Here is a 14688-nt window from a genome sequence, read left to right as displayed (position 1 = left end):
CCGCCGCGTCACGGCGCAGCACCGCGCACCCGTGCTCGCGCCCCGCACCGCCCGCACCCCACGAACAGGTTGGACGAGTGAACACCGATCCCCTGCTGACCGTCACGGACTTCAGCGTGGTCTACGACGTCGACCCCCCGGTCGAGGCCGTGTCCGACGTCTCCTTCACGCTGCACCGCGGCGAGATCCTCGGTCTCGCCGGCGAGTCCGGCTGCGGCAAGACCTCGCTCGCGTACGGCGTGCAGCGCCTCCTCAAGCCGCCCGCCGTCATCCCCTCGGGCCACGCGGTCTTCCACGACGAGTCCGGCGAGGACGTCGACATCGCCGCGCTGTCCGAGACCGCGCTGCGCCGGTTCCGCTGGGACAAGGCGTCGATGGTCTTCCAGGGCGCGATGAACGCGCTCAACCCGGTCACGAAGATCGGCAAGCAGCTCGGCGACGTCTTCGAGACCCACCGCCCCGGGATGAGCCGCGCCGAGCGGACGCGCGAGTGCGGCGACCTGCTCGACCTCGTCGGCGTGGGCCGCGAGCGCCTGCGCTCGTACCCGCACGAGCTGTCGGGCGGCATGCGCCAGCGCGTGATGATCGCGATGGCGCTCGCCCTCAAGCCGCAGCTCATGATCATGGACGAGCCGACTACCGCGCTCGACGTGCTCGTGCAGCGCGAGATCCTCCAGCAGATCTCGGACCTGCGGAGGCAGTTCGGGTTCTCCGTCATCTTCATCACCCACGACCTGCCGCTGCTGCTCGAGATCTCCGACCGCATCGCCGTGATGCGACAGGGCCGCATCGTCGAGCTCGACACGGCGTCGAACATCTACCACCACGCGCAGCACGAGTACACGCGCACGCTCCTCGGCTCGTTCCCCAGCCTCACGGGCGAGCGCGGCGGGTTCGTGCGCGGGCACCACGCCGGCGCGGCAGGAGGTGCGGTCGCATGACCACGCTCGAGCTCTCCCACGTCAGCAAGCGCTACCGCGTCCGCGGCACGGGCGACATGCTCGCGCTCGACGACGTCAGCTTCACCCTCACCTCCGGGCGCACGGTCGCGCTCGTCGGGCAGAGCGGGAGCGGCAAGTCGACGATCGCGAAGATCCTCACCCAGCTGGAGTGCGCGACGTTGGGCAGCATCCTGCTCGACGGCTCGCCGATCCCCCAGCGGGGCCGGGCGCTGCGCCGCTACCGGCAGCAGGTGCGCATGGTCTTCCAGGACCCGTTCGCGTCGCTCAACCCGTCGCACACGATCCGGCACCACCTCGAGCGGCCGCTGCTCCTCGACCACGTGGTCCCGAAGGACGAGGTCGACGACGAGGTGCACCGCCTCCTCGAGCGCGTGCACCTCGACGCCGGGGTGGTCGAGCGCCGCCCGCACGAGCTGTCCGGCGGTCAGCGCCAGCGCGTCGCCATCGCGCGCGCCCTGGCGTCGCGGCCGTCGCTGCTCATCGCCGACGAGCCCGTCTCGATGCTCGACGTCTCGATCCGCCTCGGCGTGCTCAACCTGCTCGCCGAGCTGCAGCGCGCGTCGAACCTCGGGGTCCTCTACATCACGCACGACCTCGCGACGGCGCGGCACTTCAGCGACGAGATCATGGTCCTGCACCACGGCGTCGTCGTGGAGCACGGCCCCGCCGACGACGTGATCCTCGACCCCCAGCACCCCTACACCCGCGCGCTGCGCGACGCCTCGCCGAACCCGGAGGTCCACTTCTCCGGTGCCCGGGCGGCGACCGACGCGTCGAGGAGCCGACCGTGAGATTCTTCGCCCGCCGCACCGCCTTCTACCTGTTCACCGCCTGGGCGGCCATCACCATCAACTTCTTCCTGCCCCGCATGATGAAGGGCGACCCGGTCTCCGCCTACCTGGCGAAGAACCAGGGCAAGGTCAGCCCGGAGGCCGCGGCCTCGCTGCGCACGCTCTTCGGTCTCGACGAGGACAGGTCGCTGTTCCAGCAGTACGTCGACTACTGGGGGCTCATGCTCTCCGGCGACCTCGGGCGCTCGTTCTCCAAGGGCCTCGCTCCCGTCGGGGACGTCATCGCGGTCGCCCTGCCCTGGACGCTCGGCCTGGTCGGCATCGCGACGATCATCAGCTTCTTCCTCGGCAGCGCGCTGGGCGCGGTCGTCGGCTGGCGCCGCGGCAGCCGTGCGGACGCGATCGTCCCGGTCGCGACGTTCATGTCGACCGTCCCGTACTTCTGGATGGGCCTCATCGCGATCGCCGTCTTCTCCAGCGCGCTCGGCTGGTTCCCCGCGTCCCACGCGTACAGCAAGGGCGCGAGCCCGGAGTGGTCGTTCGAGTTCGCGTGGGACGTGATCCAGCACGGCACGCTGCCCGCGTTGACGATCGTCGTCGCGTCGCTCGGCGGCTGGGTCCTCGGGATGCGCAACATGCTCATCACCGTGCTCGACGAGGACTACGTGACCGTGGCGCAGGCCAAGGGCCTGAGCCCGCGCCGCGTGCTGTCCGGCTACGCGTCGCGCAACGCCGTCCTGCCGCAGCTGTCGAGCTTCGCGCTGTCCCTCGGGTTCATCGTCGGCGGCACGCTCGTCATGGAGCTCGTCTTCTCCTACCCGGGTGTCGGCAAGCTCCTCCTCGACGCCACGAACGCGAAGGACTACCCGCTCATGCAGGGCCTGTTCCTCGTCATCACGCTGTCCGTCCTCGTGGCGAACATCCTGGCGGACGTCGCGCACGCCGCCCTCGACCCGCGCACCCGCGCGACGGAGGCCTGAGCCATGACGTCCACCTCGACCTCCACGAACGGCACGCCGTCCGCGCCGGACGCGCCGACCTCCGGGCCGACGTCGCCCGTCCGGACGACGACCGGTCCCACGTCGTCCGCCCCGGCACCCGCGGGGGCGAGCCCGCGTGCCCGCTCGCGCAGAGCCCGCCTCGGGCGCGGCTTCGCGATGTTCCGCAACGGCAAGTCGCTGACCGGGCTCGCGATCCTCGGGTTCTTCACCGTGCTGGCCGTGTTCGGCGACCTCATCGCGCCGTACGGGCCGCTCGACAAGGACTTCACGGCGCTCAAGCAGCCGCCGTCGGGCCAGCACTGGCTCGGCACGACGCACATGGGCGAGGACGTGCTCAGCCAGATCATCTACGGCACGCGCGGCGTGCTCGTGGTGGGGTTCGTGTCCGGCATCATCGCGACGCTGGTCGCCGTGGTGGTCGGCGTCACGGCCGGGTACGTGGCCGGCTGGCGCTCCGAGTCGCTGTCCGCGCTGACGAACGTCTTCCTCGTGCTCCCCGGCCTGCCGCTGATGATCATCGTCGCGTCGCAGTACGAGAACCCGAGCCTGCTCCTCATCTCGACCGTGCTCGCCATCACGGGCTGGGCGTGGGGCGGTCGCGTGCTGCGCGCCCAGACCATGTCGCTGCGTAACCGCGACTTCATCCAGGCGGCGCGGGCCAACGGCGAGCCGATCCACCGGATCATCGCCGTCGAGATGCTCCCGAACCTCACGGCCATCATCGCGTCGAGCTTCGTCGGCACGGTGACTGCAGCGGTGCTGGGCCTGACGACGCTCGCGTTCATCGGCGTCATCCCCATCACCAACCTCAACTGGGGCACGATCCTCTTCTGGGCGCAGCAGAACGGCGCGTTCCCCGACTACTGGTGGTGGTACGTCCCCGCCGGCCTGTGCATCGCGCTGCTCGGCATGGCGCTGTCGCTCGTCAACTTCGGCATCGACGAGTACGTCAACCCGCGCCTGCGCTCGGCGGGCGAGCGCGCCCGCGCGGCGCGCAAGAAGGGCTACAAGGTCACGAGCGGCGTGACGACCGTGAGCGACCGGCCCGACCTCCTCGACCGCAGCGTGGCGCCACCGCTGCCGGACTCCCCGGCGCCGGACGGCGCGGACACGTCGCAGGTCGCGACCGAGGGGGAGGACGAGGAGACCATCGCGACGGGATGGCCGCACCGCTCGGTGTGACCACCCTGCGCGAGAGCAGGCGGGGGCCGCTCAGCACCCCGCCGACGACGGCCCCGACCCGGGCACGCCTGACGTGCAGCACGCCCCTGCTGCACGACGGCCGCCGGGTCGGGGCCCGCGTCGTCCCGCCCGCGTCGTCCCGCTCGCGTCGACCCGCCGCTGAGGGCGAGCGTTCAGACCAGGTCGCGCACGACGTCGGACCCGAGCTTGAGGATCAGCGCACCGACCACGACGACGAAGACGACGCGGACGAACCCGCTCCCCTTCGCGACCGCCATGCGCGCGCCGACGTACGCGCCGAGCAGGTTCGCCGCGCCCATCAGGAGGCCGAGCCCCCACAGGACCGCGCCGTACGGGATGAAGAAGATCAGCGCGCCCGCGTTGGTCGCGAAGTTCGCGATCTTCGCGAGCGCGGACGCCGGCAGGAACGCGTATCCCAGGATGCTCACGAGCGAGATGACGAAGAAGGTGCCCGTCCCAGGACCGAGCAGGCCGTCGTAGGTGCCGATGACGAGCCCGATGCCCGCGGCGGCCCACCGGTGGCCGTTGCCCTCCCAGCGCAGGTTCGTCGCGTGGCCCAGCTTCGGCTTCGCGATCGTGTAGGTGGCGACGGCCACGAGCACGACGAGGATGATCGGCGTGAACAGGTCGGCCGGGATCCGGGACGCGAGCGCCGCTCCCCCGATCGCGCCCACCAGGGCGGCGAGCGCCATCGGGCCGGCGGTGCGCAGGTCGGGCCCCACGCGCCGGTAGAACGTCGCCGCGCTGACCGACGTGCCCATGATGCTCGCGAGCTTGTTCGTCGCGAGCGCCTGGACCGGGCTGATGCCCGGGACGAGCAGCAGCGCGGGGAGCTGGATCAGCCCGCCGCCGCCGACCACGGCGTCGATCCATCCCGCCGTGAGCGCGGCGAGCACGAGGAGGGCGATCGTCAGGCCGTCGATCTCGAGCCCGCCGGTGGACGGGAGGACGAAGGCTGGCAGCACCCACTAGTGGTACCACGGCGTCGGCGTCCTCCGGGTCCACCGGGTCCACCGGGTCCACCGGGTCCACTGGGTCCACCGGGTCCGCCGGGTCCACTGACAACGCGTAACCGATCGGTTACGCTTTATGGGTGGACGCGTTCGAGGCCCTGTCCGACCCGGTCCGCCGGGATCTCCTCCTCGCGCTGCGCCGCGGAGACCTGTCGGCCGGCGACCTCGCGGCCTCGCAGCCCGGTGTCTCCCGGCCGGGGGTGAGCCGGCACCTGCGGGTCCTGCGCGAGGCCGGGCTCGTCGCCGTCGTGCCCGACGGGAGGCGTCGCGTCTACTCGCTGCGCCCCGACGCCCTCGCCCCCGTGAGCGAGATCGTCGCGGCCCTCGCCGGGGTCGTGCCACCCATCCCTGCCCGAGCCCTCGACGGCCTCGACCTCGAGGTCCGCCGCACCACCCGAGAGCGCCGCGCCGAGCCGGGCGCGGGCCGACACGAGGAGATCGCATGAGCGACCCGACGACCCCGACCCCCTCCGCCCCCACGGGCCCCGTCCCGCACGGGACGGTCGAGCACGGGCCGGCAGGCCCCGAGCTCGTCGTTACGCGCACGTTCCGCGCCCCCGCTGCCGACGTGTGGGCGAGCCTCACCGAGCCGGAGCGGCTCGCCCGGTGGATCGGGTACTGGGAGGGCGACCCCTCGACGGGTCGCGTCCAGTTCTTCATGACCGCCGAGGGGGACAACCCTGAGCCGGAGGAGTACCGCATCACGCGGTGCGAGCCCCCGCACCGGTTCGCCGGGGACACCGCCATGGGGGACCAGACCTGGCACCTCGCGTTCGACCTCGCCGAGGAGGACGGCGTCACGACGCTGACGTTCCGCCAGGTGCTCGGCCCGTCCGACGACGCCCGGAACGTCGGACCGGGGTGGGAGTACTACCTCGAGCGGCTCACCGCCGTGCGCGAAGGGCGCGACGTCGCGACCGTCGAGTGGGAGCCCTACCTCGCCGGTCTGGCCGACCACTACGAGCAGGCCCAGGCGAACGCCTCCTGAGCCGGTCGGTCAGGACTGCAGGGCGTCGTACTCCGCCTCTGCCGCGACGTCGTCCTCGACGTCGAGCCGCAGGTGGGCGAGGGCGCTCTGCAGGACGCGCAGGCCGCTCGCGGCGCGCTCGCCCCACAGCGACACGTAGGAGAACTGCCACCACCACAGCCCTTCGAGCTCCCGTCCCGCCTCGAAGTGCTGCAGGCCCTTCGCGAGGCACTCGGCGACGCACGCCAGGTCGCCGGACAACGACGCCGCCCCGACGTCGGCGCCGACGAGCGGGTCCGTGATCTCGACGTAGTCGTCGAAGCCGTCGAACAGCCGGGACAGCGCCGTGCGCAGAGGGTCGAGGTCGGTGTCCGGGCCGGCGTCCGGCTCGAACCGCTCGACGGGCACGACGTCGCCCATCGCCCCGAGCCGTGCGCCGACGGCCAGGACGTCGGACAGCGCGAGGAGCAGCAGCGGGAGCACCGCCCCCGGGGTCGCGCCGGCGGCGACCTGTGCCGTCGTCGTGAGGTACGCGCGGGCCTCCGCGGCCGTCTCCTCGGCGATCTCGCGCAGCTCCGGGTCGTGCTGGATCTCGCCCATGCCGGTCCCTTCCGTCAGCCGCCGATCAGGCGACGTCCCTCGAACGCACGCCCGAGGGTCACCTCGTCGGCGTACTCCAAGTCTCCCCCGACAGGTAGTCCGGAGGCGAGGCGAGTCACGCGCAGACCCATCGGGCCGAGCATGCGCGCGAGGTACGTCGCGGTGGCCTCGCCCTCGACGTTCGGGTCGGTCGCGAGGATGACCTCCGTGACCTGCCCGTCCGCGAGGCGCGTCATGAGCTGCGCGATCCGCAGGTCGCCCGGCCCGACGTTCTCGATCGGGTTGATGGCGCCGCCGAGCACGTGGTACTTCCCGCGGAACTCACGCGTGCGCTCGATCGCGACGACGTCCTTGGGCTCCTCGACGACGCAGATCACGTCGACCGAGCGCCGCGGGTCGGCGCAGATGCGGCACTGCTCGGACTCGGCGACGTTCCCGCACGTGTCGCAGAACCGGACGCGCGCCTTGACCTCGGTGAGCGCGTCGACGAGGCGCCGCACGTCCACGGCGTCGGTCGCGAGGAGGTGGAACGCGATGCGCTGCGCGCTCTTGGGCCCGACGCCGGGGAGTCGGCCGAGCTCGTCGATCAGGTCCTGGACAGCGCCTTCGTACACTCCCCCAGCCTACGGGGCGTCGCCGACGTGCCCGGCCGCCGCTCCGGACGTCGCGACGAGCTCGACCTCGAAGCCGTCCGTGTCCTCGAGATAGGCGGCGTAGTGGTCGGGACCGCCCGCGAACGGATGCCGGTCGCCGAAGAGCAGCGCCCACCCGTGCTCGCCCGCCGCTGCCACGAGCGCGTCGACGTCGCTGCGCGAGCCGGTGTCGAAGGCCAGATGGTTGAGGCCGGGCAGCGTGCGGTCGTGCTCGTCCGCAGCCAGGGCGGGGCTCTGCTCGACGACCACGTACGTCGGACCGAGCCGCCAGCTCCGGCCGCCGTCCCAGCGCTGGTGGGGCACGTAGCCGAGCGCGGTCAACAGCCATCCCCAGGACCGCTCCGCGCGGGAGAGGTCGGGAACCCACAGCTCGACGTGGTGCAGCGCACCGCGCGGCACGGTCAGGCGCCCGGGTCCTGGATCTCCTCGACGATCTTGCCGTCGAGGAGCCGCACGACGAGCTGCGCGCCGACCAGACCCGTGGAGACGATGTCCGGGTCGTCGGCGGAGGGCGCGTCGTCCTCCGGTGCGACGCGCACGGGCGTCGTCGCCCGGACGGAGGCACGGCGCTCCGCCTCGCGGCGCTCCGCGGCCTGCCGGGGCGTCTCCCCCGCCGCGGGTGCCGGTGCGGGCCGCTGGCGTTCCTGCTCGACGACCGGCTCCGGCTCCGGGCCGTCGTCGAGGTCCGCGGGCGGCTCGGACAGCGACGCACCGGCCAGCCACGCCTCGTCGGCAGCATCGACCGCTCCGCCCGAGGGACCAGGCCCGTCGTCCGCGACGGCGGTGCGCGCCGTCGTACCGGGTGAGGGCGCGGCTCCGCGCGACGGCGCTGCGCCGAGCGAGGACGGGTCGACGGATCCAGCGGCATCCGACGGCGCCGTCACGGCGATCGTCGCCGGTGCGCCCGCGAGCCATGCCGCGTCGGCCGCGTCGATCACCGTGGCCTGAGGTGACGGGGACGACTCCTGCTGGACCGGTCGATCCTGCAGCGCAACGCCTCCGCCGCGCGAGGCGTCCAGCACCGCGCTGCTGGAGCCCACCGGCGAGCTCGCGAGCACCGGGGCGGCGCTCGCCCGCGCGGGAGAGGACACGCCGGCCGGTGGTGCGACGTCGTCGCCCGGCGAGGTGCTCGCAGGGACCGCGTCGTCAGCGGGCCACGACGCGGGCTCGACATCTGCGCCCGGGTCCGGCACCGCGGCACCCCCCGGATCCCCGGGACCGGCGACGGGGGCCGAGCCGCCCCCGCCCCCGCCTCCGCCCCCTCCGTGACCCTGGCCATGACCGTCCTCGGCGAGGCGCGCCTCGACCCGCAGCTGGAGACCGAGCGTCTGGTAGACGGCGTCCTGGACGGCCGCCGTGTGCCGCGAGGACGAGAACGTCCGGGCGAGCCCCGGCGACGGGAACGCCAGGAACAGCACGTCCGGGTGCAGCTCCGCCACCTGCGCGTTCATGCTGACGAGCGACCACGTCGCGCGGCTCGAGCTCAGCGTCTCGAGCACCTCGGGCCAGCGCCGCCGCAGCTCCTCCGTCGTCATCGACGGTGCCCCGGACGCCACGCCCGACGGGACCGCGGTCGCGGTCGTCGTCTCCTCGCGCCCCCCGGCGGTCGTGGCCGACTGCGCCGCGCTCGGCGACTCCGCCGGCTCTCCCGGACCCGCTCCCGGCGAGGCTCCGGTCGGCTCCTCGGCGGGAGGCTCCGTCCGTCCTTTCGCCCGGTCCTCCGTCGGCTCGGCGGCCGGCGCACCCGCGGGCTCGTCCGTCCGCTCCGCCGTCGGTTCCGCATCCGACGCCGACTCCTCGACGGCCGGGATGTGCGCGCCTCCGCGACCTGGTGCGCGCTCGGCCGGGACGCTCTCGGCATCGCCCTCCGGCGCCTGCGTCGTCGCCGTGCCCTCGCCCGTCGGCTGCGACGGCGCGGTGGCCTGCTCGACGGGGGTGGCCTGCTCGACGGCGTCGGTCTGCTCCACGGGGGTGGCCTGCTCGACGGGGCCGGGCTGCTCGACGGCAGCGGCCGGTGTCGGGCCGGCCGGGGCGGGGGCCGACGCCGCCGCAGCAGGCGGAGGCAGGGTTCCCCTGGCCGGGCGCAGCGCCGCGCGGACGGCGGCGGCACCGGTGAGCCCGGGCTCCGGCGAGGAGAACGCCGGCCCGGACGCGGCGGCGTCGGGCACAGGACGCGGGGTGGCGACCGGCCCGGACACGACGGGGCCCGGTGCGGCGGGGACCGGGCCGGCGGGTGCCGCACCGAGGCCGCCGCGCTCGAGGCGGTCGAGGCGGGCGGCGAAGCCCGCGGCGCCGTCGTCGGCGCCGGGCAGGAGGAGCCGTGCGACGAGCAGCTCGAGGTGCAGCCGCGGGGACGTCGCGCCCGCCATCTCCGTGAGCGCCGCGTTGACGAGGTCGGCGGCGCGCGAGAGCTCGGACATCCCGAGGTTCTGGGCCTGGGTGCGCATGCGCGCGAGCTGGTCGGCGGGGTGGTCGCGCAGGACGGCCTGCGCCTCCTCGCCGGAGACGGCGATGACGATGAGGTCGCGCAGGCGCTCGAGGACGTCCTCGACGAAGCGGCGCGGTTCGTGCCCCGTCGCGATGACCTGGTCGACGACGCGGAAGATGCTCGCGCCGTCGCGCGCCGCGAGGGCGTCCACGACGTCGTCGAGCAGCGTGGCGTGCGTGTAGCCGAGCAGCGCGACGGCGCGCTCGTAGTCGACCTGGCCGTTCTCCGCGCCGGCGATGAGCTGGTCCATGACGGACAGCGAGTCGCGGACGCTGCCGCCGCCCGCGCGCGTGACGAGCGGGAAGACGCCCGACCCGACGCCCACGCCTTCCGCGGTGCAGAGCTCCTCGAGGTACGGGCCGAGCACGTCCGGCGGGACCAGACGGAAGGGGTAGTGGTGCGTGCGCGAGCGGATGGTGCCGATGACCTTGTCGGGCTCCGTCGTCGCGAAGACGAACTTGATGTGCTCCGGCGGCTCCTCGACGATCTTGAGCAGCGCGTTGAACCCGGCGGGCGAGACCATGTGGGCCTCGTCGATGATGAAGATCTTGTACCGGTCGCGCGTGGGCGCGAACGTCGCGCGCTCGCGCAGGTCGCGCGCGTCGTCGACGCCGCCGTGCGAGGCCGCGTCGATCTCGACGACGTCGAGGCTGCCCGGACCGCCGCGTGCGAGGTCGACGCACGACGGGCACGCCCCGCACGGGGTGTCGATCGGGGTCTGGGGCGTGTTCTGCGCGCAGTTGAGGGTGCGCGCCAGGATGCGCGCGCTCGTCGTCTTGCCGCAGCCGCGTGGCCCCGAGAAGAGGTACGCGTGGTTCACCCTGCCGCTCCGCAGCGCCTGCATGAGCGGCGCGGTCACGTGGTCCTGACCGATCACCTCGGCGAAGGTCTCGGGCCGGTAGCGGCGGTACAGGGCGGTGCTCACCCCGGTCACTCTAGACGTCGGCGCCGACAGGCACGAGGCCGCTACCGGCGCTCTGCCCCGAGATCGACCTGTACGTCGCGAGATCGACCTTCAGAGGGTCGATCTCGCGACGCAGGGGTCGATCTCGAGGGCTCGTCAGCGGTGCAGGGCCTTGCGCGCGAGCCAGTTCCCGAGGAGCTGCGCGACCTGGACGATCCCGATCATCACGAGCACGGTGACGATGACGACGCCCCAGTTGTAGCGCTGGTACCCGTACCTCAGGGCGAAGTCACCGAGCCCGCCGCCCCCGATGAGCCCGGCGACCGCCGACATGTCGAGCACCGCGATGAAGAGGAACGTGTACCCGAGGATGAGCGGCGCGAGCGCCTCCGGGACGAGTACCGTCGTGATGATGCGCCACGACGACGCGCCCATCGCGCGCGCGGCCTCGATCACGCCCGGGTCGATGCCCACGAGGTTCTGCTCGACGATGCGGCTCGTGCCGAACGCCGTCATGACCGACAGCGGGAAGATGAACGCCTCCGTGCCGAGCGTCGTCCCGACCACCTGGAGCGTCACCGGCCCGAGGAGCGTGACGAAGATGATGAAGGGGATCGGCCGCACGATGTTGACGAGGACGTTGAGGACACCGAACACCCAGCGGTTCTCGAGCACGTTGCCCTGGCGCGTCACGTAGAGCGCGATGCCGAGCGCGAGGCCGGCGAGACCGCCCGTGAGCAGCGCCACGGACACCATCTGGAGCGTCTGGCCGAAGGCCTCCCACAGGATCGGCCAGAGGGTGGACCAGTCGCGGTTCATCAGCGGCCTCCGAGGTTGCCGTGGCGGTAGAGGGTGTCGCGACCGGTGCCGTACGGGTCGCCGAGGTCGCCCCCGTCTCCGGGCGGTCCGTCGTCGTCACCGGCGTCACCGCGGCCGGCGGCGAGCCGCGCGACGCGCGGGTCCTCGAGCGGGTGCGCCGCCGTGCCGAGGTCCACGACGTCGGCACGCTCCGCGAGCGCGGTGAGGAACGGCGCGACCCGGTCCTCCGGCGCGTCGAGCTCCACGGTCAACGAGCCGAACGGCCGCTCCCCCACCTCGGAGATGCCGCCGAAGACGACGGAACCGTCGACGTCGTGCTCCCGCAGCAGGCGGAACAGGTCGGTCCCCGTGCTCGCCCCCTCGCGCACGCCGACCGTGACGAGGCGGCCGGGGTGGCGCTCGCGCAGGCGCGCGAGCGTCTCGCGAGAGGGCCGGTCGTGCAGGGCCGTGCCGACGAACCGCTGGGCCGCGTCGGCGCTGGGCGCGGAGAAGACGTCGTACACGTCGCCCGTCTCGACCACCTTGCCGTGCTCCATCACCGCGACGCGGTGGCACGTCGAGCGCACGACCTCCATCTCGTGGGTGATGACGACGATGGTGATCCCGAGCTCGGCGTTGACGCGCCGCAGGAGCGCGAGCACCTCGCGCGTCGTCTCGGGGTCGAGCGCGGACGTCGCCTCGTCGGCCAGGAGGATCGTGGGCGACGCCGCGAGCGCGCGGGCGATGCCCACGCGCTGCTTCTGGCCGCCGGAGAGCTGCCGCGGGTACGCCTTCGCCTTGTCGGAGAGCCCGACGAAGGCGAGCATCTCGGCGACGCGCGCCGCCCGCTGCTCGCGCGACCACCCGGCCACCTTGAGCGGGTAGGCGACGTTCCCGGCGACCGTGCGCGAGGACAGCAGGTTGAACTGCTGGAAGACCATGCCGATGCGCGAGCGCACCTCGCGCACGCGCCGCTCGGGCAGGCCCGTGATCACCTGGCCGTCGACGACGACCTCGCCGCTCGTCACGGTCTCGAGGGCGTTGACGAGCCGCACGAGCGTGGACTTGCCGGCACCCGAGTACCCGATGACGCCGAAGATCTCTCCGCGCCGGACGGTCAGGGAGACGTTGTCGACGGCGTGGACGGCGTCGTCGCCCTCGCCGAAGGTCTTGCTCACGTGGCGCAGCTCGATCGCGGGCTGCTCGTCACCACCCGGGTCGCGGGGGCCGTCGGTCACGGTCGGGTCCTCTCGTCGGAGGCCGGGCCTCCGGGGTGCCGGTGCGGGGATCGGTCCGGGCCGCCTGGCCGGGGTGCGTGGTCCGTCTGCCATCGTCCTCCCCCGGGCCCGACGACGCGCGAGGGCGGGCGGTCGCCCGCCCACCCCCGCGTCGCTCGGGTCAGGAGGCGTTGCGGATGTCGTCCTCGATGCCGGCGAGGATCTCCTGCAGCTCGGCAGGCGAGTTCTCCTTGATGACGGCGGTGCCGCCGGACGCGGCGTCCTCGGCCTCGACGACCTCCGCCGAGTGGGAGATCTCGGCGAGCTTGAGCAGCGTCTCGTCGCCGGAGTCCTCGGCGCGCGCGACCCACACGTTGATGTAGGGCTTGGCGGCGTCGGAGTCGGGGTCGTCCTCGAAGAGCGCGTCCTCGGGCGTCAGGCCGGCGTCCTCGACGAAGTCGTTGTTGATGATCGACGCGTCGACGGACTGGAGCTGGATCGGGGTCTGCGCCGCGTCCACCGGGGTGACGGTCACCTTGGAGCTCGGCAGCACGTCCGCCTCGGTGGAGATCGAGCTCCCGCCGTCCTCGAGCTCGATCAGGCCCGCCTCCTGCAGCACGAGGAGCGCACGGGCGAGGTTCGTCGGGTCGTTCGGGACGGCCACCTGACCGCCGTCCGGGATCTCCTCGAGGGACGTGTGCTTGGTCGAGTAGAGCGCGAGCGGGTAGACGGCCGTCGCGCCGATCGGCTGGAGGTCGTCCCCGGCGTCCACGTTGTAGCCCGCGAGGAACTGCAGGTGCTGGAACTGGTTGACGTCGAGCTCGCCCTGGGACAGCGCCGGGTTCGCCTGCGTGTAGTCCTGGAGGTCGACCAGCTCGATCTCGATGCCCTCGGCCTCGGCCTGCTCCTGGAACACCGCCCACTTGTCGTCGGCCGCGCCGACCACGCCGACACGGATCGGGTCGTCCGAGCCGCCGGTGGAGGTGCTCGCGGAGTCGTCGCCGGAGGAGCACGCCGTCAGGGCCAGGGTGGACGCGACGGCGACCGCCGCCCAGGTCAGACGCTTGCGGGCGGTGGAGGACGATGTGGTGGAGAACGACATGGGATGCCCTTCGACGGGGTCGCGCGAGGTCGGCACGACGGGGTGCAGGGGTGCCTGCGGGATCGGGTGCGGGGTGCTTCCGACGGGCCATCAGCCACGTGGCGAGCGGTGGACCGGTCCGGGCGCGCGGGGCGACGGAGCAGGTCGGTCAGGTGCAGGGAGACCCTGCGGGGGACGACGGCGCGGGTGTCAGCAGCCGCACATTCGCCCGGCGCCCCGTGCGCGGCGACAACACGGCACCGCGACGCAGGACGCTGCGTGCGGGACCGGTGCGGCGACGGGGAGCGAGCTCATGTCGTTCATCATGGGCACGTGAGGCGCGTGGGCGCCAATCCCCGAGCCGGATCGTCCAAGATGTGGACGCCGTTCTGGTCACATGATGGGAGCGACGTCGATCCGTGGTGCCGGCCGCGGACATGAAGGACCCCTCGCGCACCCACCAGAGCTCACCTACCCTTGCTGCCTTCCGGCCCTGGGGGAGTTCGGCGAGATGATGCCGCACGAGGGGTCTGCACCCAGCCTAGCCCAGGACCGGGCCTCGCCAGAAACCGGGCCGGGCGACCGCCGTCGGGCACCGTGCAGGCGTGCACGCCGGCACGGGAGGGGGCGCGATTCGGCCCTGGGACCGCGGTCCGGTATCCTCGTTGCGCTACCCCGGTCTGTGATCAGGATCGGTGGTGCACCAGGAGGATTCGCCTAGTGGCCTATGGCGCACGCTTGGAAAGCGTGTTGGGTTAAAAGCCCTCGGGGGTTCGAATCCCCCATCCTCCGCAGGACCGAAGGGCTCGTCGCCTCGCGACGGGCCCTTCGTCGTGCCATGGTCTCGGCGAACCGGTGCAGGTACCGCAGAGGCCCGTCGCACGGGTGCGACGGGCCTCTCGGACGTCCCGACGGTCCGACGCGCCGGGACATGAGCGCCGGCGGTGCCGCCGACGGCTCCCCCCAGCCTACGGCCCCGAGCGTCGCAACGGCAGGGGGCTGGCCGCTTC

General features: G+C 73.0%; 14 protein-coding genes, 1 tRNA gene and 1 other RNA gene. 7 read left to right on the top strand and 9 right to left on the bottom strand.

The genetic code is table 11. The features are described from left to right. The first annotated feature begins 77 nt into the window (after positions 1-77). The 4 genes from ACZCLJ_RS16440 to ACZCLJ_RS16425 all read left to right on the top strand — a co-directional run bounded on the left by ACZCLJ_RS16440 (position 78) and on the right by ACZCLJ_RS16425 (position 3936). Positions 78-941 (top strand): ABC transporter ATP-binding protein, encoded by an 864-nt coding sequence (locus tag ACZCLJ_RS16440; RefSeq protein ID WP_251150009.1) that lies wholly within the window; start codon positions 78-80, stop codon positions 939-941. Further along, entirely contained in the window at positions 938-1753 is an 816-nt protein-coding gene (locus ACZCLJ_RS16435; RefSeq protein WP_463104531.1) for an ABC transporter ATP-binding protein, read from the top strand. Before ACZCLJ_RS16440 ends, ACZCLJ_RS16435 begins: the two co-directional genes overlap by 4 nt. Then, on the top strand, positions 1750-2733 hold the full coding sequence (locus tag ACZCLJ_RS16430) for an ABC transporter permease (RefSeq protein ID WP_251150007.1): 984 nt from the start codon (positions 1750-1752) through the stop codon (positions 2731-2733). Before ACZCLJ_RS16435 ends, ACZCLJ_RS16430 begins: the two co-directional genes overlap by 4 nt. Before the next feature lie 177 nt (positions 2734-2910). Then, positions 2911-3936 (top strand): ABC transporter permease, encoded by a 1026-nt coding sequence (locus ACZCLJ_RS16425; RefSeq protein WP_463106420.1) that lies wholly within the window; start codon positions 2911-2913, stop codon positions 3934-3936. Positions 3937-4109: 173 nt separating this feature from the next. On the opposite strand, the gene ACZCLJ_RS16420 is transcribed toward ACZCLJ_RS16425, so the two are convergent. Beyond that, complete coding sequence (locus ACZCLJ_RS16420; RefSeq protein WP_463104530.1) at positions 4110-4922, bottom strand: TSUP family transporter; 813 nt, start codon at positions 4920-4922, stop codon at positions 4110-4112. Between the two features lie 128 nt (positions 4923-5050). Here ACZCLJ_RS16420 and ACZCLJ_RS16415 point away from each other — a divergent pair, with 128 nt between their 5' ends. Both ACZCLJ_RS16415 and ACZCLJ_RS16410 read left to right on the top strand, forming a co-directional pair. After that, positions 5051-5416: an ArsR/SmtB family transcription factor gene (locus tag ACZCLJ_RS16415; RefSeq protein ID WP_463104529.1), complete on the top strand. Its 366-nt coding sequence runs from the start codon at positions 5051-5053 to the stop codon at positions 5414-5416. Beyond that, positions 5413-5958: an SRPBCC family protein gene (locus ACZCLJ_RS16410; RefSeq protein ID WP_463104528.1), complete on the top strand. Its 546-nt coding sequence runs from the start codon at positions 5413-5415 to the stop codon at positions 5956-5958. The genes ACZCLJ_RS16415 and ACZCLJ_RS16410 overlap by 4 nt, the downstream gene beginning before the upstream one ends. A 9-nt stretch (positions 5959-5967) precedes the next feature. Here ACZCLJ_RS16410 and ACZCLJ_RS16405 read toward each other — a convergent pair whose 3' ends face one another. The 8 genes from ACZCLJ_RS16405 to ffs all read right to left on the bottom strand — a co-directional run bounded on the left by ACZCLJ_RS16405 (position 5968) and on the right by ffs (position 14212). Next, positions 5968-6537 carry a DUF5063 domain-containing protein gene (locus ACZCLJ_RS16405; RefSeq protein WP_251150004.1) on the bottom strand — a complete coding sequence of 190 codons (570 nt, stop codon included), beginning with the start codon at positions 6535-6537 and terminating at the stop codon, positions 5968-5970. Between the two features lie 14 nt (positions 6538-6551). Next, positions 6552-7151, bottom strand: coding sequence for a recombination mediator RecR (gene recR / locus ACZCLJ_RS16400; RefSeq protein ID WP_251150003.1), 600 nt, complete (start codon positions 7149-7151; stop codon positions 6552-6554). A gap of 9 nt (positions 7152-7160) precedes the next feature. Then, on the bottom strand, positions 7161-7589 hold the full coding sequence (locus ACZCLJ_RS16395) for a VOC family protein (RefSeq protein ID WP_463104527.1): 429 nt from the start codon (positions 7587-7589) through the stop codon (positions 7161-7163). A gap of 2 nt (positions 7590-7591) precedes the next feature. Next, positions 7592-10603, bottom strand: a complete 3012-nt coding sequence (locus ACZCLJ_RS16390) for a DNA polymerase III subunit gamma and tau (RefSeq protein WP_463104526.1) — start codon at positions 10601-10603, stop codon at positions 7592-7594. Between the two features lie 135 nt (positions 10604-10738). After that, positions 10739-11401, bottom strand: coding sequence for a methionine ABC transporter permease (locus ACZCLJ_RS16385; RefSeq protein ID WP_463104525.1), 663 nt, complete (start codon positions 11399-11401; stop codon positions 10739-10741). After that, positions 11401-12618, bottom strand: coding sequence for a methionine ABC transporter ATP-binding protein (locus ACZCLJ_RS16380; RefSeq protein WP_463104524.1), 1218 nt, complete (start codon positions 12616-12618; stop codon positions 11401-11403). The genes ACZCLJ_RS16385 and ACZCLJ_RS16380 overlap by 1 nt, the downstream gene beginning before the upstream one ends. A gap of 160 nt (positions 12619-12778) precedes the next feature. Beyond that, positions 12779-13699 carry a MetQ/NlpA family ABC transporter substrate-binding protein gene (locus ACZCLJ_RS16375; RefSeq protein ID WP_463104523.1) on the bottom strand — a complete coding sequence of 307 codons (921 nt, stop codon included), beginning with the start codon at positions 13697-13699 and terminating at the stop codon, positions 12779-12781. Positions 13700-14115: 416 nt separating this feature from the next. Then, positions 14116-14212: signal recognition particle sRNA small type (ffs, locus tag ACZCLJ_RS16370), an RNA gene on the bottom strand. 172 nt (positions 14213-14384) lie between these two features. Here ffs and ACZCLJ_RS16365 point away from each other — a divergent pair. Continuing rightward, positions 14385-14470: transfer RNA gene (locus ACZCLJ_RS16365), tRNA-Ser, on the top strand. Positions 14471-14688 lie beyond the last annotated feature (218 nt).

It is taken from the genome of Cellulosimicrobium sp. So1_17 (assembly GCF_055181235.1).
The sequence above is the reverse complement of the archived record's forward strand: the minus strand, read 5'-3'. Positions and strand labels throughout refer to the sequence as shown.